Below are 25,292 nucleotides of genomic sequence, written 5' to 3'. Positions count from 1 at the left end.
GTGGATCCCGCCCTCTCTCGGGGATGGGATGTGGGGAGGTGGCACCCGAGGGAGGGCGGAGTCTAGAAGTGGCTCGGGCCTTCGCGGACGGCGAGCCAGATCACGGCGCAGCATGCGGACACGACTCCGAGGCCGACAACGAGCGTCTGGGTGGTGTCTCCCCAGTCGGTCCAGGGGCGGGTGGCGCGCGGGCGTCGGCTCACTGCTCCCCCCTTCGGAGCACGTATGACAGGCCCTGGCAGATCGTGCGGAACTCCTTGTGCCCGCTGGTGGCGGCGTGCTGCATGCATGCGTCCAGTACGGGTTCGGGCTCCGGCTTGCCTTTGATCTTCCACGTGCATCCGAGGCAGTCAGCGCCGTAAGTCACGGTGTCCAGGTGCGTGGTGATCTTGTGGTTCACGTGTCGGATGACGGCGCGGGTCACCACGGGCGCCCCCGGCGTTCTCGATTGATCACCGTGGCGCGGGCTCTGAGCCGGTCCTTCGCGTTAGCGGGGCGGTAGGTGGTGGTGTGCCACGGCTCGCCGCCGTCCAGCGGAGCGATGCTCACGACGTCGCCGTCCCAACCGACAGCCCTGCCTACGCGGTCACACGACGTGTCGGTGATCAAGTCACCGATGTTCGGAGACCACTTCACGGTGCCGCTCCGAGTTACCACGAACGTCGGACGCTGCGCATCGTCGGCAAGGAACCCCTCGGCATCACGCACGGTGCACCGCCCCCCAGTGCCGGTGAAACGCGATGCGGGACCGCTCCTCAAGGCCCCAGTCACGACTCAGCCACGCCCGACGCCGATCGGCGTTCAAGCGGGTGCAGTCGGGGCACTCGTCCACCTTCTTGCCTACGGTGATTCCGGATGGGCCGGATGAGTGCGGCAGAGAGATCACTTCTGGGATGTCCGTCGACTCCCTCAAGTCACGGCGCACCACGAGCACGCCACCGGCCCCGCGGGTGGCGACGCGGTCGAGGGCGGCCCGTGCGTTGCTCGGTCCAGGGATCACGGCGCCGCTCCGTTCGTTTCATCCGGGCTAGCGAGCCGCTTCGCGTATACGAATCCGCCGGTCTCTTCGATTTCGCGGACGGTCCGTTTGTACTCGTCGACCGACGGCGAGATCATCGAGCGCCAGGCGGTCAGGATCGCGCCGGCTTCCCCGCGGCGAAGGTGGCCGAGCGCCGACGTCAGACCTTCGCGCTTGTGCGGCGGGGCGGCGTGGGGCTCGTCCTCCACGATCACCGCTGCCACGTCCCATCCGAAGACTTGGGCGGTTTCCTGGCACCCTTGATGCTGCTCTTCGGCGTCGGCGCCCTGGACGCCAGAGAGGTAAATGACGCACCGGAAGCGTTCGATCTTCGGCGTGAGGCCGGTTGCAGCGTCTGCAAGTGTGCGCCGTCGTTGGCGGTCGCCTTCCGTCCGGCGTGCGGCCGGCGGGTGCTGCTGGGGTTCGGCCCTCTGGTTGCTGACCATGTGGGCATGGTGCTAGCTCCGGGGGCCGAGCTGAAGTGACGGAGCGTACGACCCTGCAAGATTGTCGGCGACGACTCGTACGCTCCGTATGACTCACGTGATCAAGGGGACACCAATAACCTCGCTGATGTGGCGGACCTTGGCCGTGGAGACCTTCGCGATTCGCTGGCCGATGACGCCGGGCAGGGCCTGATGCCGAACCCACTCGGGGGCGTCGAGCCCCACCTCGATGAGAGTGTTTGCGGCCTGGTCGTGGAGGCCGGCAGCACACTGGGCGAGGGCAACGTCGAGCTTGTACCGGTTCCTTGCCACCTTGGACATCTGCCGGGGGACGTCGGCCATGTCCTTCTGTTTGGCCAAGCTGAGGGCACGTCCGTAGTTCTTGAGAGCTACGTGAATCCCAACAGCCTCTGTTTTCGCTGCGGTTGGCCCGAACGCGGTTCCGTACAGCTTCTCATCTCGGCCGAGCCGGGCGGCTGCGGCGTGGGCCTGCGAAATGTAGTCGTCGGCCGCCGCTTCGTCCTCCCGGCGTGATGCCGCCACGGCGGCGGAGATCATCAGGCGGCCGTAAGCGAGCAGTTGTGGCCTGGACGCCTTCCGGAAGGACGGCTCGATGGCGAGCGCGGCCCGCTCCGCTACGGCGACCGCGCGGGGAGCCTTCGCCCCGCGCAGGTAGATCCAAGACAGCGTGGACTCAAGGAGCGCCATCATGATGGGGTCGTCGACGTCTTGGGCACGCAGCTTGGCCGACGTGAGCGCGCTCAACGCGAGGTCCCTCTGACCGAATCCGTTGGCGCACGATGCGGCCACGCGGTATGTGCTGGCCAGGATAAGTCCGAGCTGCTCGCGTTCCCTTCCCGTGGCACTGTCGTACCTGACGTGGCCCTCCATGAGGACTTTCGAGGCAAGGCTGCTGAGTGATGCTGTGTCGCTCTTCCAGAAGGCAGACCACGCGAGGTCACGAGCCCTGCCCAGTTCTTCAACCGAGCTCGGGTCGTCAATGCCCTCCCATTCTCCGAGGGCGCTCTCGTGCACAGCATCGGACAGCTGACGGAGTGCGGCGCGGTCGTTGCGGTTCATGCCGCGGCGGGGTGCCTGCTGGCCGAGGATCACGCCCACATCCGTGTTCAGGGCGCTGGCGAGTTTGAGTAGCGAACCGACGGACAGCTCGCCGCGATCTTGCTCCGCCTTCTGGACAAGAGCGAGGGATACGCCTGCTGCCTCGGCTAGGCCCTGTTGGGTCAGATCAGAGCCCCGAAGGTGCTTGATCCGCTTACCATTCGTCAGATCAGACCAGCTGCTCACGTTCACCTCAGGGGGTCGGCAAGAACTCTGCGGCATCAAATCCGATGGTAGGCCCACGCTTGCCGGTTCTCCGGTGTGAGCGTCAACGACAAAGGGCCCCTGGTACCGGCTGCATGCCGGTACCAGGGGCTGTGTATCAGTGGGCGGCTGTTGCCTGCCAAATGGAGACGATCACTGCGGCAATGCTGACCAAGGCGGCGAGGGACGGCAGGGGCCACCGGCCGCGCTCGACGGCATCGAGGCGGGTGTCGAGGTCGGTCAGACGCTGGTCGGTCTGGTCACCCCTCTGGACCAAGAGGGCCAGGGCGCCATCGGCGCGGGCGAAACCGACCTCGACGACGCCCCGGAGCCGTTCCAGCTCGAGGGCGACGTCCGAGGGGGTCGGGTCCGTCACGCAGTGCCCCCCTCTGTGGAGGCCGGCGGGGCGGTCGGGGCGGTGCGCAGCCATCGGGGCAGGAGCGCCTGCACCTCGGGGACGGCCATGACCCGGGTCAGGCCGGCGGCGATGGCGAGGGCGCCAGCCGCCCACGGGAGGGTCGCAGGGATACCTGCGGCATCAACGATGACCGGCAGGAGGGCGGCGAGGGTGATCGCCGTCTGCACGGTGGTGCGGATGGTGCGACGGGTGGCGTCGGTCAAGGAGGGGTCTTCCTTTTGATCGTGCGGCGACCGGAGGCATTCACCGGGAACGCCCCCGGTCGCGGGTGGAGGTCACGTGTCGGGGGTGGGAGAGGCCAGGGGGTCGTGGCCGCGGGCGACTGCGCGTTCACGGAGGTGTTCCAGCGCGACGACCGCTTGGAGGGGTACGACGCCGTTGCCGAGTGCTTTGAGCTGGGCGGCGCGGGACAGGCCGGGGACGGCGGTGACGTGGCCCGGGGGCAGGCCCATCATCCATTCGACCAGAGGGGGGTTCAGTCGTCCCAGAGCGTCGGTTGCCCGGGGGGCGTGACGTCCGACGACGGGCGTCCACCGGTCGACGGCGTCGGCGTAGGGCCCCCAGGGGTGTTCGCGCTGGCGGCCGGGGGCGTGCTCGAGTGACCCGTCTGCCGCGGGTTGCTGCCGTTCGTCGCACTGGCTTCCGGGCGGAGCGAGCAGACCTCGGCTGCCAGGCTCTTCCCGTGCGTCCCGGCCTCCTGGCTGGGAGTGCGGCGGGTCGCCCGGTTCTCGTTCGGGGAGGCGCGGGGGGTGGGCAACAGGGTGGTGTCGAGTGCGGAGACGGCCGAGCGGAGGTTCATACCCCCCTGCCGGCCGCTGCTGTGCCCTGCGCCCGTGGCCTCGGACGCTGATGGTGTGGGCAGAAGCGCCTGCGCGGTGGGACATCGCGCCGTGCGTCCGCCGGGCCGGATTGGTGTTGCAGGCGTGGATGCCAGGTGCGCTACGACCGTGGGGAGCTGCCCCTTCTGGCCGCCGCCCTTGTAGTCCCGGGCTGCTGGGGTGGGCAGGCCACGCGAGGATGAACAGGCGGTTCCTCTGGTGCGGGGCGCCCACGTCGGACGCACGTAGACACACCCATTCCGCATCCCACCCGAGGGCGGCAAGGTCGGCGAGGACGTCGCTGAAGCCCAGACCAACGTGAGCTGCGACATTCTCAAGGAATGCGACTCGGGGTCGTAGTGTGCCAAGGGCGCGTGCGATGTGCGGCCAGATGTGGCGGGGATCGTCGGTTCCCTTCCTCTTGCCGGCGGTGCTGAACGGCTGGCACGGATACCCGCCCACCAGGACGTCGACCGGTTCAACGTCGTCCCAGGACAGGGTGGTGATGTCGCCGAGGTTCGGTGTCTCGGGGTAGTGGTGGGCGAGGATTCGGGCGGGGCCGGGGTCAGGATCGGCGACCCAGGTGAGGTTGCCGCCGGCCACGTGCTGGACGGCCATGTCGAGGCCGCCGTATCCACTGCACAGCGATCCGATGCGCAGGGGGGCGGCGTCGAGACTCACGAGGCGTCGGACGTCCGCGGTACCTTCAGCGCGGCCCACTGGAGCGGGCCGGGCCAGCCGTCGCACTCATGCGGCACGTCGCCGAGCTTGCGCTGCCACTTCCGGAAGCTCTCGCGGTCGGCGGACGTCCACTGCGGCCCCGGGCCCTCGCGGTAGGCGGAGCAGCCTTCCTCAACCAGGCGTCGCCCCATGGCCGTGATTATCGGGGAATCCGGCGCGTCACGGAACCACCGCTCCCCGGGGAACGACTCGTACTCGGCGCCGTGGTCGTGATCGCGGCCGGACTGGTCGCCGCCCTCGGGGATGTCGTCCGTGCTCGCCTCGTGCCCGAAGAACGTGACGCCCTTCTTCCCCCGCCAGGCCGGATCGGCAACGACCACACCCTCGGGGTAGGCGGGGATGCCGTACCCGTGGATGTAGGAGCTGTGGCGGGGACGTGTCTTGAAGTAGACGCCGTCACCTTCCGCCGACCCGTCGTCGTTGGTGTTGCCCTCCACCGTGGTGATCTCGTCGTCCGTGTAGGCGATGACGATTCCGGTGTGAGTGCCGCCGCCGGGGCCGTAGTACACGACGCCACCGATCACGGGGTAGTCGGTGTAGCGGCCCCGGTCCTGGAACCACTCGACGCCCTCGGCACAGGACGCGGTGACGGGGGCGAGGTCAGCGGCGCCGGCCTCCTGGAAGACCCAGCTCACGAAGGTTGCGCACCACGCTTCGCCCTGGGCCCATTCCAGGCCGGGGACGCCGGGGGCGTATCGCTGGACGTTGTTCCAGTGACCCTCTGAATGGCCTTCGTGGTAGCCGACTTCATCGCGGGCAATATTGATCACGTTGTGGGTAAGAGACATGCGATAACTCCTGTTGGGGGCATGAGGAAGCCCCACGCCGGAGGGGCGTGGGGCGAGAGATGGGGCTGCCGGTGGCGGGTCAGGCGTCGAGCGCAAACCGGATGGCGTCGAGATAGATCCACTTGACCGGCGACTGAATGTCGGCCTGGAGCTCACCACCGGCCTGTTGGTCACTGCGTGAGAGCACGTCGACCCGGGCCGAGCTGCCCTTCTCGTAGTTGAGCGATGTGGCGCAGACGAACGACCGGAGGTAACGAGGGCGGGCCTCGGGCGGGAGGACCGCGAGGCGCCAGGCCGACGCGACGTTGAAATCCTTGCCGTCTTTCCGCTCCACGCTGCCCGACAGCTCAATCGTTCCGTTGACTAGGCGCCATCGGGGATTGCCGCCGTGTGCGACGACATCGGAGGGGAGGGGTAGAGGCTGCCAGGGGCCGGGGGACAGAGGCGTCCAGGTGCTGTTGGCGTAGATCTCCATGCGGTCCTCGCCTTGGAGGAAGGCGAGCTTCCCGGGCACTGCTCGTTCCGGGGATGCCGCGCGGGCGGCGGCATTGGCGTACACGCTCTGGGTCAGGGCGTACACCCGCTCGTCGGTGATGTCCCGGGGCGCGATGGCGCCGGCCTGCGGGGCCACGGTCACTCGGCACAGGGGGACGTCGAAGACGCCGTCCTGCCCCTGGCTGAGGGCGGGGGGCTGAGGCTGCGCGGCGGGGGTGCCCTGGAGGTAGGCGATGGAGATGCGCTGTCCGGCTCTGGTGAGGCGGATGGTGATTCGGTCGACGCGCGGCTGGGTGCCGGTGTTGGCGGCGATCACCACGTGGCGTTCGGCGTCGGAGTAGTAGTGGAAGCCCTGGACGGTTGCATGGCCGGCGTTAACGTTGACGGTCATGTCCTGGCCGGTGGCCGTGGTGGCGAGGGGGTCAGCGGGGTCGCTGATGCGCGGGGCACGAATGCCGTCGGTCTGCCACATGGACGTCATCTGTGACCATTGCTCGCTCGTGACGGTCGTGCCCGCGCCGCTGTCGAAGGGGAAATAGTACTCAGCCACATTGCCCTTTCTATGAAGGTTCCTCAATAAACGTTGCCCAAAATTGCAGCCCTAGAGCGAAGTGAAGGAAGGCCGCACCAGTCAGGAGCAAAAGCTTTCGTACCCGGTCATGAGTCTTGAGGGCGAGGAGCATTTTTGTTGACACAAATAGCAGAATCACGCACGCCGACAAGGCGCCCTCAATGAACACGAAGAACAATGCCACCAAAGCCAGAAACAGGGCAATGTTCAGAATCCACTCAAGAACTGTACCCACCCAGACGAAGCGAAAAAGCCCGACCTTCTCCCGATAGAGATCCAAACTCAAATTAATTCGCAGCAGGAATGTTCGGTACAGCAGGTACCCCAAGCCACCTAGGCATGCGCAGGCAAGCGTGAACCAGGCCAACGGCGGGGCCGCCTTACGGGCCGTCGCCCGGAAGGTGGCGGGCTGGCTGCGCGAATCTCCCGCGAACGCGACCACGTACCTACCTAGCGCATGCAAGCCACGCCGGGCAGCCGTTGCCCACCTATCCAACCGATCCTTTCCGATAATCTCAGGAGTGCAGCAGTAGAACGAAAGTGCCAGAAAAATGATTGCCAGTCGATTACATGAATTTGCGCCCACGATCGCCTCTTCACGGCCACCCTTTTCGAACAAGATGCCACAGGTGCACTGCTTGCGCTTACATCAGTACCGGGTGTTGAGTTTGTGAACGGCTTGCCAAAGCTGCCGCACCTGGGTGTAGAGGGCCGGGGTTTGGGTGGCGGCCTCGGTGCCGACGGTGGCCTGTACGGAGCTGGCGTCCGCGGTGTCCGTCAGGTGCACTTCGCGGACGGGGTGGACGAGATCCGTGCCGGCGGTGGTGGTGACGGTGACCGTGTCGCCCGTGCGGTAGTCGCGCCCGTACTGGCATTGCTCGGTATCGATCGGCGCGAGGGACAGTTCGGCTTGAGCTCCGCCCTGCTGGAGGGCGTTGGTTGCCGAGGTGCGCAGGGACCGGAACTGCTCGTCGGTGTCGTCCGCTCGCCCCGGGATGGCGGTGTCGCGCTGGTCTACGAAGGTCTCCCCCACCCGGGCCCATTCGGCTTCGATGTCGGAGGCGGCCCATTGCCAGAAGAACCTGTCCTTGCCCTGACCTTGAGCGGCGACGACGGCTCGCGTCGTGCGGGGCGCTGTGAGCTGGTAGGAGTACGAGCTGAGGTTGCCCAGGTCGGGTGAGAAGCGGACCGCTCCGCGCAGGTCGCGAGTGGTGCCGACCTGGAGGGCGAGGCGGGGGACGGTGGGGTCGGGCTGCGTGACCCGGACGGACAGGCCGGCCGTAGAGGCGAGGGTCTGTGTCGCGGACAGAAGGGTGTCGAAGCGCAGCGAGACCTTTGTGGGGGCGCCGAGGCCGGTGGTCGGGCCGGGGTCCAGGCCCGGGACGCGTCGGCCCGGCAATGCGGTCGGCCCGGCGTTGGCGGCGACGAGGCGGGTGATGATGTCGCCGGCCGGGCCCGCGGAAGACCAGTAGTCGACGCCGTAGCGTCCGTTGCCGGTGTCGGGTGCGCGAGTGGGGTCGGGGAAGGCGAGGCGGGCGGCGAGTGCGGTGTTGTCGCAGACACCGGAGAAGGTCAGTGTCCCGCCGGTGGACGACCAGTTGTCACGGATGTTGGTGAGGGGGCCGGTCAGCAGGGGTTCGGTGGAGTCATCGGACCAGATCATCACGCCGTGCCCGCCGGTGGCGAAGAGGTGGGCGTGGGGGTGGTCGGCGGGGAGGACGAGGGTCCAGGCGCCGACGTCGAGGTGGCGGACGATGACGTCCAGGGAGGTGTAGGAGTCGATCTGTCCGACACGGCGGAGGGCCGCGTCGCGGACGTCGACGCGGTAGCGCCGCAGGGTCAGGCTCCGAGGTGTCGTGGCTGATAGGTCAGGGTGACCGCGGACGCTTCCGAGGCGCCGGTGGCGGTGAGGGAGATGACGTTCTCCCCGGGGACGAGCTGCCAAAGGGAGGCCGGGCCGACGAGGCGGGGCCAGAGGTTTTCGCCGCGGCTGCCGTCGGGGTTCTCCAGGTAGACGGCCTTGATGCCGGGGCGGGAGTCGATCACGACCGTGCGGTCGGCGGGGATGCCGTAGGCCAAGGTCAGTTCCTTGCCGGTGGTGCGGTTGGTCAGGCGCAGCGGGACGACGGGCTGCCCGGCATCCTGCTGGCCGAGGGGACCGGTGATGCGCCATACCGGCCACGCGTCCACGTCGGTGGTGGCCTGGACCGGTAGTCCCTCGTCGCCGATCACGCTCGGCGCGATCCGCAGGGGGAAGAACGGGGTGGTGTGCGGATCGCCGGTGGTGGTGGGATCGAGGCGGGCGAGGGTGAGGTGGTCGACGTCCAGCGGGGTGCCGTCGGCCTGGATGACCGGCCGCACGGTGGCCGTGCCTGTGGGCATCGTGCCCGGGTCGGATTCCATGGGGTAGGCCATGCCACCGTCGACAGCGGGGGCGTCCTCGAGGTCCCGTCCCCGGGCGTAGCCGGTGACGTCCACCCACCCGTCGGCGTCTGTGAGCGTGCGACCGGCGGCGGTGATGAACCGCGTTCCGCCGGGCACCGGTGCATCGGCGGCGGTGCGGCCGACCGCGCCGACCGATACGGACGTCTGTGCGTCGGCCGCGGCCTTGCTGCTGCGGCGAACCCGGGCGGTCAGACGGTACAGGCTCGTCCCGTCATAGGGGACTCCGGTTGTGGCGTCCGCCCGGATGCTGGCGGCGAGGCGGGTGTACTGGCCGTCGGTGCCCCGGCGGTCGTTGAGGACTGTTCCGGGCGCGCCGGAGGAGGTCCAGGCGGAGGGGTTGTTCATGGTGTCGGACAGCAGCACTGTCCAGGACCCGGCGGGGTGGGACAGGAACGCAGGCGCGCCGTGGACGCGGAAGGTCTCAGTTCGCTCGTCGCCGTACCAGTAGGGATCGGGGGCGGTGAGCTGGAGCCCGTACCGGGTGAAGGTCAGGCCGGCGCCGTCGCTGCCTTCGTCGCCTTCCATGCCGCCGGTGTAGTGGACACGGATGCTGCGGGCGGTCCCGTCGGCCTCTGCCACCCGCAGCACGCACGGGCCCCGTCCGGCGGCGAGGGCGGCGACGAGGTGCCGCTTCAGTGCCAGCAGCTCCGGGCGGGTGGGCGCCCATAGCAGGAGGGGCAGTTGGATGCGGCGGGAGGCGGCGCGGGTCTTCACCAGACGGCCGCCGTCCATCCCCGCGAACTCCGTGACCGTGGCCTGTACCGGCGGGGCGTCCATGCCGGTGGGTCCGGGGAGGATCGCGATACAGGCCCCTTGGTGAGACAGGTCCGCAGTCAGTAGGAACTCTTGGCCGCTGCTGGTGGTGAGGGTGACGCGGGGTGGGGCGTCGGATGCGGCGTGCGCCGGTTCGGGGAGGGTTCCGGTGGAGACGACGGCGGACGGGGAATTCAGCGTGGCCAGTAAGCTCACGCGCCAACCCCCTTTCACTCATGGGGGTTGGCGCGTGGGCTGTATCGGTCAGGCGTACAGGGCGTCGGCGAATTTCAGGGCGGACACGATCTGCTGCTCCGTGGGGATGCCGGGGACGGCGTGCAGGTGAATGACTGGCGCCGTCCCGGACGTTGCGTCGTTCTCAGGCGGGGAGTTGAGTCCCTTCGAGTCGGCGATCAGGTCCCACTGAGCGGGGGTGAAAACGGGCTCGGGGCGCCCCAGGCCGTTGTAGACGAGGGACAGCCCTGGGGGTAGGTAGCCGCCGGAGTCGTAACCGCCCGGTCTATCCAGAGCGGACAGTGACCCATATCTATGCAGCGCATAGTTCAAGCCGGAATAGATGTTCGCCAGCGGGTTTACAGAGGTCCCGTACAGGAACGGGCCTGTATTCCGAAGTGGGCCGGCGTAGGCGTCGAAGGTGGGCCCGATTACCTGCATGAGTCCGACCGATGGGGTTCCGTCCTGCCAGTTGACATCCCAGGTGTTGACGATGTTGGGGTTACCACCGGATTCGTCATTCATGCGGCGGAGGACGGTGTCGAGCCAGGAGGCCGGCTGCCCGAGCATGCTGAGGGCCTGGAGGACCTGCGGTGTCCAGCGGGTTACTCCGCTGCCGCCGGTGTCCCCTCCCATCTGGGGGGTGCCGCCGGCGGAGAAGAAGCCTTTCACGAAGTCCACGACGGTGTCCTTCAGGCCGACAACCGGCGCGCGGAAGACCTGGCCGGTCATCTGCGACCACTTGGCCGCATCAAGCCTGTCCAGGTCACCCAGGACCGGCTTGAGCAGGGCGTCCATGGCCGTGGCAGGGTTGGCCAGCATGTCCGCGGCGCCCTTGACCCCGCGCCACGTTTTGGTGGCCTTGTCGCTCGTCCAGTCCCATGCCTTGCCCGCGCTTTCCTTGCCCCAGTCGAGGGCCGAGCCGAGGATGCCGCCCTTGGCGAGCATCTGTGTGCCGGCGGCCTCGAGGAGACCGAGGGCCCGTGTTCGGTACTTCGGGTCAGTCGGGATCACGTATTCCGGGTAGCGGGGGTTCCCCTCGCCGACGATCGCCGTCGGCCTGTTGAACACGCCGGGACGGGCCGGGAGGGGGCCACCAGCGGCAAGCAGCGGGAGCTTGTCCATCTTCAGCTTGTCGCCGATGCCCGGTATCCAGCCGGTCAAGGTTTCCCAGACGTCCAGGACGCCCGTGTTCCACACGGTCCCGATGACGAAATTGACCGGGTCCTTTGTGGCGCCCTCGATCTTCTTCCACGCGATCGCGATGCCGTCCTTCGCGTGGGCGAAGGCGTTGGAGATGCTGTTGATGCCCTCCTTCAGGAGGTCAAAGGCGGGCCGGATGCCCCTTTCCCACCCCCACGTGATGGCGTCGGTTATCAGGCGCCACACCGGCTTGACGACGCTGTAGTACAGCCACGAGATCGCGGGCCCGAGTGTGTCCTTCAGGAAGGATGTGAAGGCGCCCACGGCGGGCCGGATGGCGTAGGTCCACGCCGCGGCGATCGCAGCGCCGATCAGTGCGAAGACGGGCTTCACTACGGTGTCGTAGAGAAGGACGATGACCGGCCACAGGATGTTCTTGATGTAGGACCAGAACAACTGAAGGGTCGGCCATATCACCGTCTGCCACACGGTTTTGATGACCTGACCGATGAACTCGAACATCGGCCAGACGCACGTCATGGCGAAGTCGCGGACGATCGGGAACAGGGTGTTCGCGACGATCGACCACAAGGCAGACAAGACCGGCTGAAGCACTCCGGACCAGACGGCGGACACGACCTGCCCGATCATCTGGAAGGCGGGCAGGAACGCGTTTTGCCAGAGCCAGAGGACGGCCGGGACGAGCCGCGTCATGATGAAGTCGGCGAGCCAGGAGAACGCCGGCTGAACGTACGTCGCCCAGATGGTTGAAAACTGGACCGCTATCCAGGCAAAAAAGGGGGACAGCGTGGAGTTCCACAGCCACATGAAGGCCGGGACCACCCGGTCCATGACGATGCCCGCGATCCACGCGAACACCGGCTGAATGACCGTGGTCCACGCGAGGAGGCAGGCCGCCTTGATGGCGTCCCAGCAGGCCATCACCCCGTCGCGGAACCACGAGAACCGCTGCCAGAGGTAGACGACGGCCAGGCCCAGGGCGACGAGGGCGCCGATGACCAGCAGAATCACGTCCATCGTCCAGCCGATGGGCGTGGCCTGGACGAGGAGCGCCAGCGCGGCCGTGGCTGCGTTGACCAGCCATTCCGCCAGCGCGACGGCGCGCAGGCCGAGGCTGATGGTGATCAGCGCAACCCCGATGGCCTCCAGGACTCCCGGGGGGACGAGGGAGGCGAGGCGGGCCAGGTCACCGACGAACAGCAGCGTGACCCCGGACATCGGCTGAAGGGCGGTCCAGAGGTTGCCCAGGGTCGTGCCGATGTCCCGGAGGATGCCGCCAACTACCGGCCCGTTCTCACGAACTCGGGCAAGGAAGGCGGCGAAGCCGGGTGAGTCGCGAAGGCGGTCGCCCCATTCGGCGAATCGTTTCGCCTGGTCGACCAGGTGCTGAGTGAAACTCTCCGTGTGGGGAAGGGCAGCGTCCAGGGCGCCGGCGAAGCCCTTGAAGAAGTACCCGACCGCGATACCGGTGTTGCGGATCGCGGGCCGGATGGCGTGCGTCAGATCATCGCGGAAGCGGTCCCAGAAAGGCGTTTTGAAGTCCGCTGCCGTGGCGTCCATCAACTCCCGGGTACCAGCGGCAGCTTCACGCACCAGGGGCGTGAAGGCGGGCAGGGATGCCCTGGCGCCGTTGAGGCCGCGGGTGAAAAGCGGCATCACCTCCGGCTGAAGAGCCGTCGACCACTCCTTGGCCGCTTCCTTCAGCGCCACGAAGGCGTCGAAGGTCTCACGCGCGGATGGCGACAGCTCGTCGAGTGCGCGGCGGTACTTCTGCGCGGCAGTGCCGGCCGCCGATGTGGCATCGGCCGTCTGCATGTGTGCGGCGGCCACCTGACGCTCGGCGTTCGCTATCGTGTCGGCTGCGGCGGCCTGCGCCCGCGCCACCCCGCGGACGGCGTCGGCAACCCGCGCTTGCGCGTCGGCGACGGCGCGGGCCTGATCGGCGACGCGTTCGTGGGCCTGCGCGGCGGCGTCCTGCGCGCGTCGCACTCCCTCAGCGCCGTCGACACCAGCCGAGTTCGCCCGTCGAGCGTCTGCCTCCAAGCGGCGGTGCGCGAGAGACTGTTCCTTCAGGCCCTGGACGGCCTGGTCGTAGGTCAGCTGGGCCTGGTCCCGTTCGAGCTGGGAGGCGGCAGGGTCGGCGCGGACCTTGGCGAGGTCCTGTTTGGCCTGTGTCAGGCGCAGCGTCGCCGCCCGCTCGGTCAGGGCGGAGTCGGCAAGCTGGTTATTCAGGTCCTCGAGCTGCCGGACGGCATCCGCACGGGCCCGGGTCAGCTCCTGCTGCGCGCGCCGCTCGTCGTCCTGGGCGCGGGTGAGCTGCTGTTCGGCGCGGCGGACGCCGTCCTCGGCCTGGGCCACCTGCCGCTGTGCGGCGGCGATCTGGTCGGCGGCGTTGCGTTGCGCAGTGGCCAGTGCGCGAACGGCGCCTTCCTGCTGGAAGGCGCGCTGGGTGGCCTGGGCGCTGGCGCGGGCCCCGTTGTCGGTGGCCGCCGCGGCGGCGTCCTCGGCGGCCTTCTTGGCCTGGAGAGCCTGCGCGATCCCAATGATCGCCGGTGCGGCGACGGCACCCAGGACGGCGAAGCCGGAGGCGGCAACGACGGTGGCCGCGGCGAGGCCGGCGACCTGCCCTGCGAGGATCTCCGCGCCCGGGACGGCGGCGAGGCCGGCCAGGGCGAGGGTCAGGCCCATCGTTCCCAGCAGGGCCGGGGAGAAGTCGAAATCGATGCGCTTGCCGTCGAGGGCGTCGGCCTGCGCGCGGACAGCGGCCAGGGCGGCGGATGCCTGCGCGGCATCCACCCGGACGTCGATGTCTGCATCCGAGGCGGCCAGGGCGGCCAGGCGGGCCTGGACGGCGTCGATCTGCGCCATGGCCGCGCCGGCGTCGACATCGATGCCGATCCGGGCGGTGCCAAGGGTGGTGAGCTGGGCGCGCAGTGCGGCGAGCTGGGCGCGGGCAGGGGTGGTGTCCGCGCTGATGTTGATCTCAGGCAGGGCGGCCTGTGCGGCCTGTACCTGTGCCCGCAACCGTCCGCCGAAACTGCCGTCGGTCTCCAGGCGAACGATGCCGGGGCGGGCGGTGATGCGGTCGATCTCCTCGCGGACCGCGGCAAGATGGGTCCGAGCGGCGGCGGTGTCTGCGCGGACCGTCACGTCCGGGTGCGCGGCGCCCAGGCGCAGAAGCTCGGCCTCCAGCGCCTCCGCCTCCGCGCGGGCGGCTTCCGCGTCGATGTCGACCCCGACCGTCTTGCCGGCCAGGGCCTCCATGCGCACGCGCAGGGCCTGAAGGTCGGCGTCGGCCTCGTCGGTGTCCGCGCCGATAGTGATCTTCGGCAGCGTCCGGAACGCGGCCTCCAGCTTGGTCTTCAGCGACCGGGCGAAGGCGCCGCCGGTCTGCTCGCCCTCGCGGGTGGCCTGCTGGCGGGCCCGGGTGCCGCCGACGCGGACGGCGTCGGGGATGGCGCGGCGGATCGCGGGGACGAGGGCGGCGGCGATGTCGCGGCCGAGGGAGGTGCCGATCCGCGCGCCGCCACTGACACCGGCGGTCATGGCCTGCGTGAACGCCTGCCCGGCCAGGCGCCCGGCCTCCTGCCCGGCACTCGTGGCCGGCTCGGCAAGCGCGGTCCGCAAACGCTGGCCGATTCCCCGGGTATTGGGGATGACCTGGACCTCGACGGAGCCGACGACGATTGCCACGGCGGCCCTCCTTACGTGCGGGAGTGACCGCCGATCAGGCGGGCGTTACGCGGGTGGCGGGTCGGGGGTGCCGTTGATGATCTGCACCAGCGTCTGCGCCGCCGCATTGCTCATGCGCGGGCGGTGGTCGCGGGTGCGGGGAACGCCGGGGCGTGGGACCGGCGGGGGCGGGTCGGGCTTCTTGCCGCCGCTGGTGTTGACCAGGGCGTAGTAGTGCGTGAGGCGGTTGACGGCGTCGATGGTCTGTGCGAGGAGCAGGTCAGTCTGGGACCAGCGGCCCCGGGAAGGGTCGGCGCCCTCGGCCTGCGCGTCGAGATCGGCCGACGGCGCGTTGTTGCGCAGGGCGGTCACGGTCGCTGCCTCAGGCGGCAGGTGCTCGATCATCACACGTACCTGCCGCCAGGTGAGACGGTCCCGGTGCAGGTCCAGCAGGTCCGTACCCGGGTAGTACCGCCGCAGGTCTGCCTCTACCGCTTCCGCATGCTCTTCGAGGACCCGCTGCGTCCACTGGACTTTCCCAGCGCCTCGCCGCCGGCCTCGGCGACCTGCGCGACCCACGCGCCGATCTCGTCCTGCGTCGGGTCGCCCTCGTACCAGGCGTCGACGTCGTCCGGGTGAAGCACGCCTTCAGCGAAGCGGTCGAGGTCACCGGAGTTCAGGGCGCGCAGGTGGGAGGCGCGCCAGCGCTGAGAGGGCAGGGCGCGCACGGGGTAGCCGGCCAGTTCCACCGTCACGTAGTCGGTGGTGGCGTCGGTCTCCTGCCCCGCCGTGGCGCGGTCGGTCGGGGACGGGGCGGTCGTGGTCACGGTCATGGGTCCTTAGAAGTTCAGCCGGCCGAGCCGGGGTGATGTGAGGAGGGGAAGCGGGTGAGGGAGGCCGGGGGCGGGTCAGCTCTTGGTGGTCGGCAGGTCCTTCGGCACGACCGGGGCCTTCGCCGTGAACTGGTGGTACACGGTGTTGTTCGCGGCGTCCGGGTAGGCGGTGATCTTCACCTCGTAGCCCACCATGTCCTCGCCCTTGTACGTGACATCCGACCGGTCGGTGATCTCCCCCGACGGCACGTAGAAGCCTTCGAGTGAGTCGCCGTCGGCCACGATGAAGTAGAACGACCGACGGTCGGGCGACGGTGACGCGGTCTCCGCGAACTTCGCCACGCCGTCGGGGCCGGGGGCGAGGTCGGCGGCCGGGATGCGGAACATCAGGCTCTTGACGACCGGGCTCTTCGTCTCCCACATCGTCACGCCGAAAGTCCGCACCGACTTCGTGACCTGGGTACGGAAAGCGGAGGTCACACCCCACGGGGTGAACTCCTTCGACTCCTCGTCGATGCCGTACTTCAGGCCGTCGTCGGAGATGGCGCCCAGGCCCGCCCAGGGGGCGGCGGGGACGCCGAGGGCGGTCGGGCCGGCGGTGCCTTCCGGCGCGACCCAACCGCCGCCGTTCGCACCGACCATGGCCAGGTCGGCCGCACGGGTGATCTGAATCAAGAGGGGGCTTCCTTCGAAAGGGCAGGCCACCGCCAAGGTGCGGAGGCGGGGGCACAGCGGTGGTTCAGGGGTGCCGGTGCAGGCGGATCGCGTAGGTGGCGCCGATCCGCGTTACGGCCGGGTTCTCCCACGGCCGCCAAGCCGGGGCGGAGACGGTGGAGGCGGCGGTGAAGGCTGCGGCGGCCGTCGGCGCGATGGCCCCGGGCAGTTTGCCCAGGAGCGCGCCGCGGGTACGGGCGGCCAGGCCGGCGGCCTCGGCCCGGGTGGCGGCGAAGGCGTCGATGTCGACCACGGCCAGGTCGAGACGGAACCCGTCGTCACCGCCCCCGATCCGCTGGAGTCGCAGAAGGGGGACGGCATGGTCCAGGTCGGCGGGGGTCTCGGTGCACACCCGCACGCCCAGGTGGGGGGTGAGCCAGGCGACCAGTGCCGCTTCAGCGTCCGGCCACATCACGTGCCCCGGCTGCTGGTCGCGGCACGTAGGAGGGTGTGGTGGGCCGGGGTGCCGTCACCGCCGTACTCCACAAACCGCGCATGGCGCGCAACGTTGATCACGACGGCGCCCGTGCGGTCCTTGCGCACACCCATCCGGCGCCTGGCCCACACCTCGAACGACGTCCTGTAGGTGCCGGTGTTCACGGGCGCGGTAGCCTCGGCCACGGCCTTGATCTCCTCCGCCCGTGCAACCAGGGCCGCAGTGACCATGGAGGAGTTGAGGAGCTGGCGAAGTCCGGCGCGGTTGATCTTCACCTTCGGTGGCACGACGACGGCCCCCTTTCTCTACAGCCTGTGGACAAGGGGCTATCCCGTGACGCGACGGGCGATGATCTGCATGCCGGCGGTGGTGCCGGTGAGGGGGGACCGGTAGAACTCCACGGGCCCGTGGACGGTGTAGGTCAGGCCGCGGATGCGGAGGCGGTCGGTGGGGCGGATGTCCGCCGCCGGCGGGGCGAAGATCACCAGGTGTTCGACCACGGTGTCCTGACCGCCGACAGTTTCGCTTCCGGGCCGCGGGGCGATCGAGCACCCGGGCACCGGGTGCTCTTCATCCGGTCCGTGCACGTCGTTGCCGTACACGTCCCGTACCGGGGCGCCGGGGCGCAGGACGGTGACCAGCTCGCCGAACCCGGGGGCGGGAGCGCTGATCACTGTTCGTACCACCAGGGCAGATCCCATGACGCCGGGCGCGCCGGGGGTGGTCCTGCTGTTGCGGGGGTGGGGTTGATCGAGAAAGCGCCACCGCGGCCGGCCATCAGCTTCAAGGACCGGCGCTCATCACGGGTCATGTACAGACCGGCCTGCGACTGGGGCCGCTGGACACTGTACGGACCGACCGTCTCGGCCACGATGCCTTGCGGGTTGGCGTAGGCGCGGGCGGCCACGGAGAGCACGACGGCTCCGGCACCCTCGGGAAGGGGGCTCACCACGGCCCGGCACAGGGCCTCGGCCTGCGTGATGATCAGCGCAGCGCGCTCTTCCTGAACATCTTGGCCGAGGAAGTCGGCGAGGTGCTGAGGCGCTACGAGCGGCACATCTGATCACCGCCTTAACGACCTGAGCGAGGTAAAAGGGAACGGGACGAGCCGCAAGTTTTCGCAGGAAATGTCGGTTGCCAGAAAGGGCTGTCACCGGCGCACGAAAACTACAAAGCGCCCCTCATCACGCCCACGCGCCCCGAATCGTGCGCCAGCATCAAGTCCTATCAGATCCACCGTGAAAGCATCTTTGTGTCGCTGAGCTGACGCGATATACCTGGTGGCCTGCACCGAGGGGGCGATGCAATGGTGAACGCCACGAATGGAAGGTCACCGTCCGAAGACGTCGGCTGGATAGTCGGTGTTGCAGTTCTGTTAGTTGTGGCGCTCAACGCCAGCCTCGATGCTGCGGTGGTCAAGGCTGGGGAACAGGGCCGAATAAAAGCCGGGCCGGAACAGTACGTGGAGTTCGCCCACCTCTACCTGAACACCGTAGTCCTGTCTGGAGCTGTCTCGGTCTCCATTGCGGTGTTCGCTGGCCTACGAATCCTCGGTCGGAACATTGGATTCGGGTGGATGTGGTTCATTTTTGGGTGTGGTGCACTGTTGACCGCCTTGCCCACCAATGTGACCAAATGGCTCGGTCACGAGCACATCATCTCCACCGTCTGTCGCGCCTACGTGGCCTACTACGGTCGCGTCGGGTTCAGCGGTGGGGTGGTGGTCGGCATCGCAAGCGGCCTCGTCGCTGCGGTCTACGTCCGGCACCGGCGGCGGAAGACCATTAGCGAAGGCATCACAGATTCCTCGAGCCCGGACGTGCGAGCGGAGTTGCCCTGGCGGTTGGAGGTAGGCGCCTTCAGCGGCTTCCTACTGTGGTGCTCCTACATGGTGATACAGGGGAACTGGTACTGAAGCCGGTTGGGCGGCGGTCAGCAAAACAGCAGGTGATCACACCAACCGAGAAAGCAGCCTACCCCTTCGGAGCCGGCGGGGTGGCGGGCGCGGTGTAGGTGACGAATGCCTTCCGGTCGCCGATGGCGAAGCCGTAGTGGGCCTCGCACAGCATCAAGATCAGGTTTTCCTGGAAGGCGCTGTGCATGTGGCCGTCCGCGTCGACGTAGGTGCCGACATCGGTCGTCTTGATCGTGATGTCCATGCCGACGCCGTAGACGGCCTGGTCCCAGTCGCCGGCGACCGCTCGAAGGCCGGTGTCGGCGGTGGTGGACTGTCGGTTGAGTTTGCCGCCGACGCCGCGGTTGTAGGCGATGGGGTAGCCGATGAGGGAGCCGCGGGAGACAGTGCCCTGCCCGGCCGGGTCCGGCACGAAAAGGGGCCTGCCGGTCGTGTCGGTGGCGAGGAGGAGTTCGGGCTTCAGAAGGGGGTCGGCCACGAACCCGGTGGTGTCGTAGCCGGCCGCGGCAACGCTCTTCAGGCCGGTCACCACGTCGGCGTAGATGCCGCCCTTGGACTGCGCGGTCGCGCCGAGAACCTGCGTATTGGGAGTGGCGGTCAGGTGGTCCTCGAAGGGGCCCTTGCCGCCGGCCATGGTCTTGCCGTGGATGGCTGCGTAGTCGAAGGCGCGGCCGAGCGCAGTGGGCAGGTCGCGCTGAAGCTGCGCGTACACCCCCGCCGCATTGGTCATGGCGACCTCGGCACTGACGGGGATGAGGACGGCAACCTTCTTGCCGCGCATGGTCCGCACGGACAGGGAGCTGGAGCCGACCGGCTTCGATCCGGCCTCGTCAACCCAGTCCGCCAGGGGCACGTCACCGGACACGGGAATCGCGGTCTCGGCGGTAAGGGAGAGCGGCACGCGGCGGGCGAGCTGCATGACGGCCGAGGACTCTACGGCCTGATCGAAGATGGGCGCGGTGATTTCCGGCGGGAGGAGCTGAGAGGGGACACCGCGCGTCTGTATCGGGGTGGTACTGGCGATGGTGCGACTTCCTTAGCGGTGGAGGGAGTTGTGGAGGAGTCCGGCGAACAGCGCGGCGGGGTCGGCGGCGGTGTGCTGGCCGGAGGAGCCTTGCGAGGGGTCGGGCTGCATGAGGCGGTGGCTGGCCGGGGTGGGGGTGAGGTCGGCCAGCAACTCGTCCGCGTCGGCCTCCAGCTCCTCCTGCGTGGTGCCGACGAGGCGTGCGGCCTGTCGGGCGGTGAGGCCCTTGGAGTGCGCGACCTGCGCGCGGATCAGCTCGGCGCGGGTCTGGTCGGCGAGACGTTCCGCGGCCTCCGCGCGCTCTGTGAGTCGCTGGGCCTCGGTCTTACCGGCCTCCTGGACCTGGTGCAGCTCGGCGGCGGCGGGTTCCAGTTCGGCGACGCGCGCGGCATGGCTGGCCAGCTCAGCGGTAAGGCGCTCGATCTGTGCACGGGCGGTGGCCGGGTCTTCCCACGGATGTGGGTCACCACCCTGCGGGGCAGTGACGTCCGCCACGAGGGTGGGATCGACGTGCGTCATGGGAATGACCTCCGGGCATGTGAAAGCTCCGTCTCTGCTGTGACGGGGCGCCGGTAGCGGGGTTGGAAGCGGGGCCTAGTTTTGGCATATCCCCTAAAAATGACAGTGGGGCACGACATCATGGCAGCATGAAGCTCTTTGGCTGGCTGAGGCACATCACAGGCTTCAGCACACCGGTCGCTGGCATATCGTGGGAATCGCCGGAATCTCAGGTCTCAGCGGCAAGGGCGATTCTGATCTACTTGGAGGATCGAAGGGTTCTCACCGCTGGTGGCATCGGCGATCCACGTCAACGCGTTACTGAGATCCGCCGGTTGGAGCAGCCGCAGTTCTGCATCGATTCGGTCCTTATGATGCGGATGTGGCTCACAGAGTTTCAAATCGAACACGATGTGAGTGAATTCCTGTCCGCCCGCTTAGGGGTTATGCGGCAGGCATGCCGTCACTTCCTCGATACTGTAGGCTCTTACGTCCCATTGGTGACTTCTGAGAGGTTTGTCGATGCGCTGATCGAACTCAGGAAAGCGATTGGCGCCCAGGTGGCTTTGATTGCGGGAAAGTATAAGTTGGATGTGAGTGAACCACTATCGGCGATCTTGCCTGAGCCGGGAATGTCTTGAGTCTGGGTTATGCTCCAGTCATGTTCCGGTGCTGCTGTTGCGGCTGCGAATCCTGTCATATTTCGCGTCAAAAGCGCGCCGGAACTTGCGGAACTTATCCATACCGTAAACGCCGTGTGAGGCGTCGTAGTACAGCTCTTCCCACTCGGCGACCTGCGGCTCGTCCTCGGACGTCCGGCCGCGAAAGACCGGCTCCGGGGTGCAGGCACATCTGTCGTGGTACGGGTCGCCGGTACTGGTGCGTACCGCTCGGGTGCGGTCGCCGTAGATGAGTCCGCGGATGGCGAGGAGGGCGCAGAAGGCGCAGCAGTTGCCGCCGGTCACGCGCACCCATCCGACCGCCCCGGGGTCCGCGCGGGTCGCCTGCTCGATCGTGCGGCGGCCGGCCTGCGCGGCGAGGCGCTGCACGGCGGCGAGGTCGCGTTCCTGCTGCGTGCGGCGCCACGCCTCCACAGCGTCCGCCCCGTCCTCGTCGCGGGGCCGGGATGCGGCGGTCCGGCGCACGGCGTTGCGGGCAGCGGTGATCTGAGCCAGGGGCGGCGGCTCGGCAACCGTCGCGGTGAAGGAGCCCTTCGCGTCGGCGGCCCGGCGGGCTTCGTCGTAGTAGTCGGCGGCGAGGGACGCGGAGGCCAGTCCGTGTTTGTGGACCATGCGCGCGACGGTCGCCGACCAGGCCCGTTCGGCCTCAGGTACCGGGGGTGCGGCTCGGTGGCGCGCCCATGCCGTCAGGTACTCCGTCCGCAGGGCCCGTGACAGGGCTTCTTGTCTGCGGCGGTGTCCGTCGGCGAGTGCTCGAAGGATCTTCATGCGGCGGCCGGGTGGTCAGCCGTGCCGGTGCGGTTGTCGCTGGTGAGGGTGCGGGCGATCTGGTCCAGGGCGTCCCGGCCGGCACTGCGGGCCCGGTCGGCGGCGATGCGCTGCCGCTGGGCGCGGTCGATACCGGCCCGTTCCAGCGTGACCTCCGAGTCCGCCGGCAGTACCCCGGCGGCCACCAACTTGGTGGTGGCGTCGGCCTGGGCGGCCACCGTCGGGGTGGAGGGGTCGCGCCACTGGACGTTGACGGCGGGTACGGGTGCGGTGGCGCCGGTGAGCTGGAGGGCGAGGCGCATCGCGCGCGACCACGGGCCGGAGAAACTCCGTTGGCGCCGCTCTGCCTTCTTGATCAGCCGCGCCTCCGCGCTGCGGATGGCCTCGGCACTCGCGGGGTTGTCGGTGGTGTATCCGAGCATGTGCGCGGGCAGGGCGGTGACGCCGGCGACGAGGCGGGCGTAGGTGTCGACAATGCGGCCGTAGACGCCGGGGTCGTAGGCCGGGAACTGTCCGACCTCGGGAACCGCGCCGTCCTCGTCGCGCTCGAGCGCGAGGTAGCGGCCGATGTAGGTCTCCCACGCACTCCGCTGCGTGCCGTCCGGACCCTGAAAGCTGCCCTCGGATGCGCCGAGGACGTACCGCTGCGGGGCGGCGAAGAACTCCCGGGCGATCTCCTGGCCCAGAAGGGTCCGGCACGCGGCGTCGGTCAGGGCACGTACCTCTTCGGTGATCTCGGATGAGCCGCGCCGGTCGGCGATCCGCTGCCGGTTGGCGAGCCGGATCACGGGGACCACGCCGAGGCCGTGCGGCTGCCGCTCGGCCACCGTCCACCCGGTCCCGGCACCTTCCAGGTAGACCGTCTGGTCCGGCAGGTAGAGGGTCGCGGACCTCTGGACACCCGCGCTGATCAGACGCAGGGCCGCGCGCACAGTGCGGGTCCGGACGTCGTAGTCCACGCTCATGTGCTGCGGCGACTCCACCGACACCAGCGGATCGCCCTGCTCGTCAACGCCGACCGCGAGATACGAGCGGCCGTAGACCAGGGCGTCCTGGTGCGCGAGCTGCGATTCCACGGCAAGGTCGTTGGCGTCCCAGATGGCGCCCACCGCGGCCTCGGCATCGGAGTCGTCCGGGCATTTCAGACTGTCGATGTCGAGGCGCTCGTCCAGGGCGTCCACGATGATCCGCGGCCACCCCGTGACGGTACGGACCGCCTGGAGCGCCGGCGGCACGGCGATGCCGAGGTTCGCCATGCGGGACAGGCCGGTGAAGTAGTCGTCCAGCGTCCGCAGGCGCCACGTGTCCTCGGCCACCGTGGCCACAAGCCGGGACAACGTGGCGGCCTCGGCGTCCGTGAGGGTGAGGGTGGACAAGGTGCGTGCTCTCCTCGCTGCTATCCGAGGACGATCACGCGTCCCTTACCGCGCGCCCGGGGGCGCTTTCCGTACCTGCTGCTGTTGATGACGAGGCGGCGGAGCATACGGGCGCCGACCATGCACACGGCGAGGTCGATCTTCCGGGAGGAGGCTCGGTGTTCCTTGCCGATCGTGATGCCGAAGGCGTTCGTGCGCCGCCGGGCGTTGCGGACGTGGGTGCGCATGACCTTGTGGCCGTCGTGCGTCAACTGCCGTTCGAGGATGTCGACGTGGGCGCGTTCCACAGCGTGGGTGAATTCCTCCTGGCGGCGCCGGTCGCCGCCCATGTCCCACTCCACGGCATGCCGGCGCGTGCCGGTCGTCGTCGCGTGGACCAGGAGCCGGGCGCCGTACCGGTCCGCCCAGGCATCGATGAACCGGTCCCAGTAGCGGCCGCCGTCGGCCTGGTCCTCACCGGTGCCCGGGTCGGCGAAGAACGCGAGCACCCGGAACCGGGCGAAGGCGTTGTCCACCACCCCGTCGACGTCCTCGCGCGGGACGTTCCACACGTCGACCTGCGGCGGGCGCTGCCACACTCCGAGGGTGGTGACGTGGCCGTCGGACATACGGCAGGCCACCAGGCCGGTGGCGTCGTCACTCTTGGAGCAGTCGAGGAAGATCACGACCTCGTCGCCGTCGGACAGGGCCAGGTCGGGGCGGGCGCAGGCATCCCACTCGTAGGGCGCGCACCACGCATCCTCGGCAGCCGTGACCTGGTTGTACCAAAAGCGCCGTGACCGGGAAGCGGGGTTCCGGACGTCGAGGATGGAAGCCACGATGCGGTCGATGTCCAGCCAGGTGGCATCCCCGCGGACAGCTTCAATGACCTTCGGCGCCCACGCTGCGTTCAGCTTCGCGCCAGGCGGAGCCTCCAAGGAGTCGTAGAGAAGACCGGTGTCCACGGCACGGCCGGCCTGGGCGTCCTCCCAAGCCTCACGGGTCCGCTCCGCGACGCTGTCCTCCCCCGGCTCGTAGGCATTCGTGATCGCCAGACTCCGCGCGGACCCGTCGGCGCTCTTGGTGGCGTTCCTCTCCAGGACGGCCGCCATCTCATGGCCCCCGTTGGTCGACAGCCAGTGATGCGGCTCGTTGATCAAGCTCCAGGACGCCCTGGAGCCCTCCAGAGCGCGGGGTGAGCTGGTGACGGCCTCGATCCGGGCCCGGCCCTTGTGGGCGTAGATCACCTCTTTGCCGAGATCGATGGAGTACCCCTCGATGGCCCTCTGAGTGAAGAGCCCGGGGAAGATCATCATGGTGTTGCGGGTCTGCGCCTGCGTGACCGCGGCGAGCATCACCCAGGGCTCCGGATGAGGCACGCCCAGGGGCTGGCCTTCCGGTACGCCAGAGGGGTCATGCGGGCCGGCGATGCGCCCCGACGGCCGGCACGGGCCCACGAATTCCACCGCCGCGTAGGTCGCCGCGAGCGGGTCCTTCCCGTGGCCCTTCAGCCGCTGGAACACCGCGTCCCGGTAGAGGAATCGATTCGTCTCCCGGTCGACGGCGTAGTACCAGAGCGTGAAGCGTGCCTGCTCCGGGGTGTACCTCCAGGGCGTACCGGCGGAGTGCTGGAGGTACTCGGCGGTCCACGACAGGACGTGCCACCCCAGCGAGAACTCCGGCAGGACGAACCGGCCGTCCTCGCCGCGGCGCCAGGTGGGGCCGATGATCACCGGTTCGATGACGTCCGGGGGGAGATCCTCGTCAGCAGGGGTGGTCACGGTGGCCACCCCCTTCCGGGGTCCGGCTCAGGTGCCGAGGGCGGCCCGGTAGTTCGCGATGGCGGTCACTCCCGCCGGGGTCTCCTGTTCGGCCGGGGCACGCTCCAGCTCGATTCGCACCCGGCGCCGGGCGCCCTCAGTGGTGAGGAGTTCCGTCATGGCGGAGGTGATGGCGGCGAAGAGCTGAGCGGAGATCCGTTGGCCGGCGGCCAGATTTCGGCTCATGGCCTCGGCGACGTACCGGGCGGTGGCCACGTCGGACGGCTCGTAAAACTGGGCCTGCCCGGAGTCGGCCAGGGAGAGGTACCAGTCACGGGCGATGGCGTGCCAACTCGGCTCGGGCTCGGGCCACTCGACCACGCCACGTGCGGACGCAGCGCGAACCGGCTCGGTGCCGTCCTT

General features: G+C 68.8%; 30 protein-coding genes and 1 pseudogene. 3 read left to right on the top strand and 28 right to left on the bottom strand.

Going from position 1 to position 25,292, the window contains the following annotated elements; translation table 11 throughout:
* Positions 1-62 precede the first annotated feature (62 nt).
* From ACIG36_RS20660 to ACIG36_RS20590, 15 genes and pseudogenes are all read right to left on the bottom strand, one after another.
* Positions 63-203 carry a hypothetical protein gene (locus tag ACIG36_RS20660; protein WP_399929606.1) on the bottom strand — a complete coding sequence of 47 codons (141 nt, stop codon included), beginning with the start codon at positions 201-203 and terminating at the stop codon, positions 63-65.
* Positions 200-400 carry a hypothetical protein gene (locus ACIG36_RS20655; protein WP_399929603.1) on the bottom strand — a complete coding sequence of 67 codons (201 nt, stop codon included), beginning with the start codon at positions 398-400 and terminating at the stop codon, positions 200-202. The genes ACIG36_RS20660 and ACIG36_RS20655 overlap by 4 nt, the downstream gene beginning before the upstream one ends.
* A gap of 20 nt (positions 401-420) precedes the next feature.
* Positions 421-708 (bottom strand): hypothetical protein, encoded by a 288-nt coding sequence (locus ACIG36_RS20650; RefSeq protein ID WP_399929600.1) that lies wholly within the window; start codon positions 706-708, stop codon positions 421-423.
* Between the two features lie 288 nt (positions 709-996).
* A complete protein-coding gene (locus ACIG36_RS20645) occupies positions 997-1,464 on the bottom strand; it encodes a hypothetical protein (RefSeq protein WP_399929597.1) in 468 nt (155 codons plus the stop codon).
* Positions 1,465-1,557: 93 nt separating this feature from the next.
* On the bottom strand, positions 1,558-2,769 hold the full coding sequence (locus tag ACIG36_RS20640; RefSeq protein ID WP_399929594.1) for a helix-turn-helix domain-containing protein: 1,212 nt from the start codon (positions 2,767-2,769) through the stop codon (positions 1,558-1,560).
* A gap of 136 nt (positions 2,770-2,905) precedes the next feature.
* Complete coding sequence (locus ACIG36_RS20635) at positions 2,906-3,163, bottom strand: hypothetical protein (protein WP_399929591.1); 258 nt, start codon at positions 3,161-3,163, stop codon at positions 2,906-2,908.
* Positions 3,160-3,408, bottom strand: a complete 249-nt coding sequence (locus tag ACIG36_RS20630; RefSeq protein WP_399929588.1) for a hypothetical protein — start codon at positions 3,406-3,408, stop codon at positions 3,160-3,162. The genes ACIG36_RS20635 and ACIG36_RS20630 overlap by 4 nt, the downstream gene beginning before the upstream one ends.
* Before the next feature lie 72 nt (positions 3,409-3,480).
* Positions 3,481-3,660, bottom strand: a complete 180-nt coding sequence (locus ACIG36_RS20625) for a hypothetical protein (RefSeq protein WP_399930127.1) — start codon at positions 3,658-3,660, stop codon at positions 3,481-3,483.
* A 567-nt stretch (positions 3,661-4,227) separates the two neighbouring features.
* Positions 4,228-4,704, bottom strand: a pseudogene (locus ACIG36_RS20620) (DNA cytosine methyltransferase); the annotation flags it as partial.
* Entirely contained in the window at positions 4,701-5,552 is an 852-nt protein-coding gene (locus ACIG36_RS20615) for a peptidoglycan-binding protein (RefSeq protein WP_399929585.1), read from the bottom strand. The pseudogene ACIG36_RS20620 and the gene ACIG36_RS20615, both read right to left, overlap by 4 nt.
* A gap of 79 nt (positions 5,553-5,631) precedes the next feature.
* Positions 5,632-6,597, bottom strand: a complete 966-nt coding sequence (locus tag ACIG36_RS20610; protein WP_399929582.1) for a hypothetical protein — start codon at positions 6,595-6,597, stop codon at positions 5,632-5,634.
* Positions 6,598-6,607: 10 nt separating this feature from the next.
* On the bottom strand, positions 6,608-7,060 hold the full coding sequence (locus ACIG36_RS20605) for a hypothetical protein (RefSeq protein ID WP_399929579.1): 453 nt from the start codon (positions 7,058-7,060) through the stop codon (positions 6,608-6,610).
* A gap of 207 nt (positions 7,061-7,267) precedes the next feature.
* Complete coding sequence (locus ACIG36_RS20600; RefSeq protein WP_399929577.1) at positions 7,268-8,563, bottom strand: siphovirus ReqiPepy6 Gp37-like family protein; 1,296 nt, start codon at positions 8,561-8,563, stop codon at positions 7,268-7,270.
* Positions 8,458-10,032: a hypothetical protein gene (locus ACIG36_RS20595; RefSeq protein ID WP_399929575.1), complete on the bottom strand. Its 1,575-nt coding sequence runs from the start codon at positions 10,030-10,032 to the stop codon at positions 8,458-8,460. Before ACIG36_RS20595 ends, ACIG36_RS20600 begins: the two co-directional genes overlap by 106 nt.
* Positions 10,033-10,080: 48 nt before the next feature.
* Positions 10,081-14,364 (bottom strand): hypothetical protein, encoded by a 4,284-nt coding sequence (locus ACIG36_RS20590; RefSeq protein WP_399929572.1) that lies wholly within the window; start codon positions 14,362-14,364, stop codon positions 10,081-10,083.
* A gap of 6 nt (positions 14,365-14,370) precedes the next feature.
* Between ACIG36_RS20590 and ACIG36_RS20585 the strand changes: the two genes are divergently transcribed.
* Entirely contained in the window at positions 14,371-14,934 is a 564-nt protein-coding gene (locus tag ACIG36_RS20585) for a hypothetical protein (protein WP_399929569.1), read from the top strand.
* Between the two features lie 18 nt (positions 14,935-14,952).
* On the opposite strand, the gene ACIG36_RS20580 is transcribed toward ACIG36_RS20585, so the two are convergent.
* The 7 genes from ACIG36_RS20580 to ACIG36_RS20550 form a co-directional block, all read right to left on the bottom strand.
* The gene (locus ACIG36_RS20580; protein WP_399929566.1) at positions 14,953-15,291 is read right to left on the bottom strand and encodes a hypothetical protein; all 339 of its coding nucleotides are present in this window, start codon (positions 15,289-15,291) and stop codon (positions 14,953-14,955) included.
* Positions 15,292-15,374: 83 nt separating this feature from the next.
* The gene (locus ACIG36_RS20575; RefSeq protein WP_399929563.1) at positions 15,375-15,719 is read right to left on the bottom strand and encodes a hypothetical protein; all 345 of its coding nucleotides are present in this window, start codon (positions 15,717-15,719) and stop codon (positions 15,375-15,377) included.
* A 75-nt stretch (positions 15,720-15,794) separates the two neighbouring features.
* Positions 15,795-16,394 carry a phage tail protein gene (locus tag ACIG36_RS20570; protein ID WP_399929560.1) on the bottom strand — a complete coding sequence of 200 codons (600 nt, stop codon included), beginning with the start codon at positions 16,392-16,394 and terminating at the stop codon, positions 15,795-15,797.
* A gap of 64 nt (positions 16,395-16,458) precedes the next feature.
* Entirely contained in the window at positions 16,459-16,845 is a 387-nt protein-coding gene (locus tag ACIG36_RS20565) for a hypothetical protein (RefSeq protein WP_399930100.1), read from the bottom strand.
* A complete protein-coding gene (locus tag ACIG36_RS20560) occupies positions 16,845-17,156 on the bottom strand; it encodes an HK97 gp10 family phage protein (protein ID WP_399929557.1) in 312 nt (103 codons plus the stop codon). Before ACIG36_RS20560 ends, ACIG36_RS20565 begins: the two co-directional genes overlap by 1 nt.
* Before the next feature lie 39 nt (positions 17,157-17,195).
* Entirely contained in the window at positions 17,196-17,543 is a 348-nt protein-coding gene (locus ACIG36_RS20555) for a hypothetical protein (RefSeq protein WP_399929554.1), read from the bottom strand.
* The gene (locus ACIG36_RS20550) at positions 17,540-17,926 is read right to left on the bottom strand and encodes a hypothetical protein (RefSeq protein ID WP_399929552.1); all 387 of its coding nucleotides are present in this window, start codon (positions 17,924-17,926) and stop codon (positions 17,540-17,542) included. The genes ACIG36_RS20555 and ACIG36_RS20550 overlap by 4 nt, the downstream gene beginning before the upstream one ends.
* A gap of 249 nt (positions 17,927-18,175) precedes the next feature.
* Between ACIG36_RS20550 and ACIG36_RS20545 the strand changes: the two genes are divergently transcribed.
* Positions 18,176-18,784, top strand: coding sequence for a hypothetical protein (locus ACIG36_RS20545; RefSeq protein ID WP_399929549.1), 609 nt, complete (start codon positions 18,176-18,178; stop codon positions 18,782-18,784).
* 58 nt (positions 18,785-18,842) lie between these two features.
* On the opposite strand, the gene ACIG36_RS20540 is transcribed toward ACIG36_RS20545, so the two are convergent.
* Complete coding sequence (locus tag ACIG36_RS20540; RefSeq protein ID WP_399930097.1) at positions 18,843-19,790, bottom strand: phage major capsid protein; 948 nt, start codon at positions 19,788-19,790, stop codon at positions 18,843-18,845.
* 30 nt (positions 19,791-19,820) lie between these two features.
* Entirely contained in the window at positions 19,821-20,327 is a 507-nt protein-coding gene (locus ACIG36_RS20535; RefSeq protein ID WP_399929548.1) for a hypothetical protein, read from the bottom strand.
* A gap of 128 nt (positions 20,328-20,455) precedes the next feature.
* Between ACIG36_RS20535 and ACIG36_RS20530 the strand changes: the two genes are divergently transcribed.
* Positions 20,456-20,947 (top strand): DUF6650 family protein, encoded by a 492-nt coding sequence (locus tag ACIG36_RS20530; protein ID WP_399929545.1) that lies wholly within the window; start codon positions 20,456-20,458, stop codon positions 20,945-20,947.
* 18 nt (positions 20,948-20,965) lie between these two features.
* On the opposite strand, the gene ACIG36_RS20525 is transcribed toward ACIG36_RS20530, so the two are convergent.
* The 4 genes from ACIG36_RS20525 to ACIG36_RS20510 form a co-directional block, all read right to left on the bottom strand.
* Positions 20,966-21,598, bottom strand: coding sequence for a hypothetical protein (locus ACIG36_RS20525; protein WP_399929542.1), 633 nt, complete (start codon positions 21,596-21,598; stop codon positions 20,966-20,968).
* Positions 21,599-21,750: 152 nt separating this feature from the next.
* On the bottom strand, positions 21,751-23,130 hold the full coding sequence (locus ACIG36_RS20520; RefSeq protein ID WP_399929539.1) for a phage portal protein: 1,380 nt from the start codon (positions 23,128-23,130) through the stop codon (positions 21,751-21,753).
* Between the two features lie 20 nt (positions 23,131-23,150).
* Positions 23,151-24,890: a terminase gene (locus ACIG36_RS20515; protein WP_399929536.1), complete on the bottom strand. Its 1,740-nt coding sequence runs from the start codon at positions 24,888-24,890 to the stop codon at positions 23,151-23,153.
* Between the two features lie 27 nt (positions 24,891-24,917).
* Positions 24,918-25,250 (bottom strand): hypothetical protein, encoded by a 333-nt coding sequence (locus ACIG36_RS20510; protein WP_399929533.1) that lies wholly within the window; start codon positions 25,248-25,250, stop codon positions 24,918-24,920.
* Positions 25,251-25,292 lie beyond the last annotated feature (42 nt).

The sequence above is a fragment of the Streptomyces sp. NPDC053048 genome (genome assembly GCF_044547045.1).
Classification (GTDB): domain Bacteria; phylum Actinomycetota; class Actinomycetes; order Streptomycetales; family Streptomycetaceae; genus Streptomyces.
The sequence above is the reverse complement of the archived record's forward strand: the minus strand, read 5'-3'. Positions and strand labels throughout refer to the sequence as shown.

Bases quoted from the DNA above. Each gene is read 5' to 3' on its own strand.
- ACIG36_RS20525 (WP_399929542.1), bottom strand. From the start codon at position 21,598: ATGGTCCACAAACACGGACTGGCCTCCGCGTCCCTCGCCGCCGACTAC.
- ACIG36_RS20565 (WP_399930100.1), bottom strand. From the start codon at position 16,845: ATGTGGCCGGACGCTGAAGCGGCACTGGTCGCCTGGCTCACCCCCCAC.
- ACIG36_RS20535 (WP_399929548.1), bottom strand. From the start codon at position 20,327: ATGACGCACGTCGATCCCACCCTCGTGGCGGACGTCACTGCCCCGCAG.
- ACIG36_RS20625 (WP_399930127.1), bottom strand. From the start codon at position 3,660: ATGATGGGCCTGCCCCCGGGCCACGTCACCGCCGTCCCCGGCCTGTCC.
- ACIG36_RS20615 (WP_399929585.1), bottom strand. From the start codon at position 5,552: ATGTCTCTTACCCACAACGTGATCAATATTGCCCGCGATGAAGTCGGC.
- ACIG36_RS20575 (WP_399929563.1), bottom strand. From the start codon at position 15,719: ATGACCGTGACCACGACCGCCCCGTCCCCGACCGACCGCGCCACGGCG.
- ACIG36_RS20545 (WP_399929549.1), top strand. From the start codon at position 18,176: ATGGTGAACGCCACGAATGGAAGGTCACCGTCCGAAGACGTCGGCTGG.
- ACIG36_RS20645 (WP_399929597.1), bottom strand. From the start codon at position 1,464: ATGGTCAGCAACCAGAGGGCCGAACCCCAGCAGCACCCGCCGGCCGCA.
- ACIG36_RS20580 (WP_399929566.1), bottom strand. From the start codon at position 15,291: ATGATCGAGCACCTGCCGCCTGAGGCAGCGACCGTGACCGCCCTGCGC.
- ACIG36_RS20530 (WP_399929545.1), top strand. From the start codon at position 20,456: ATGAAGCTCTTTGGCTGGCTGAGGCACATCACAGGCTTCAGCACACCG.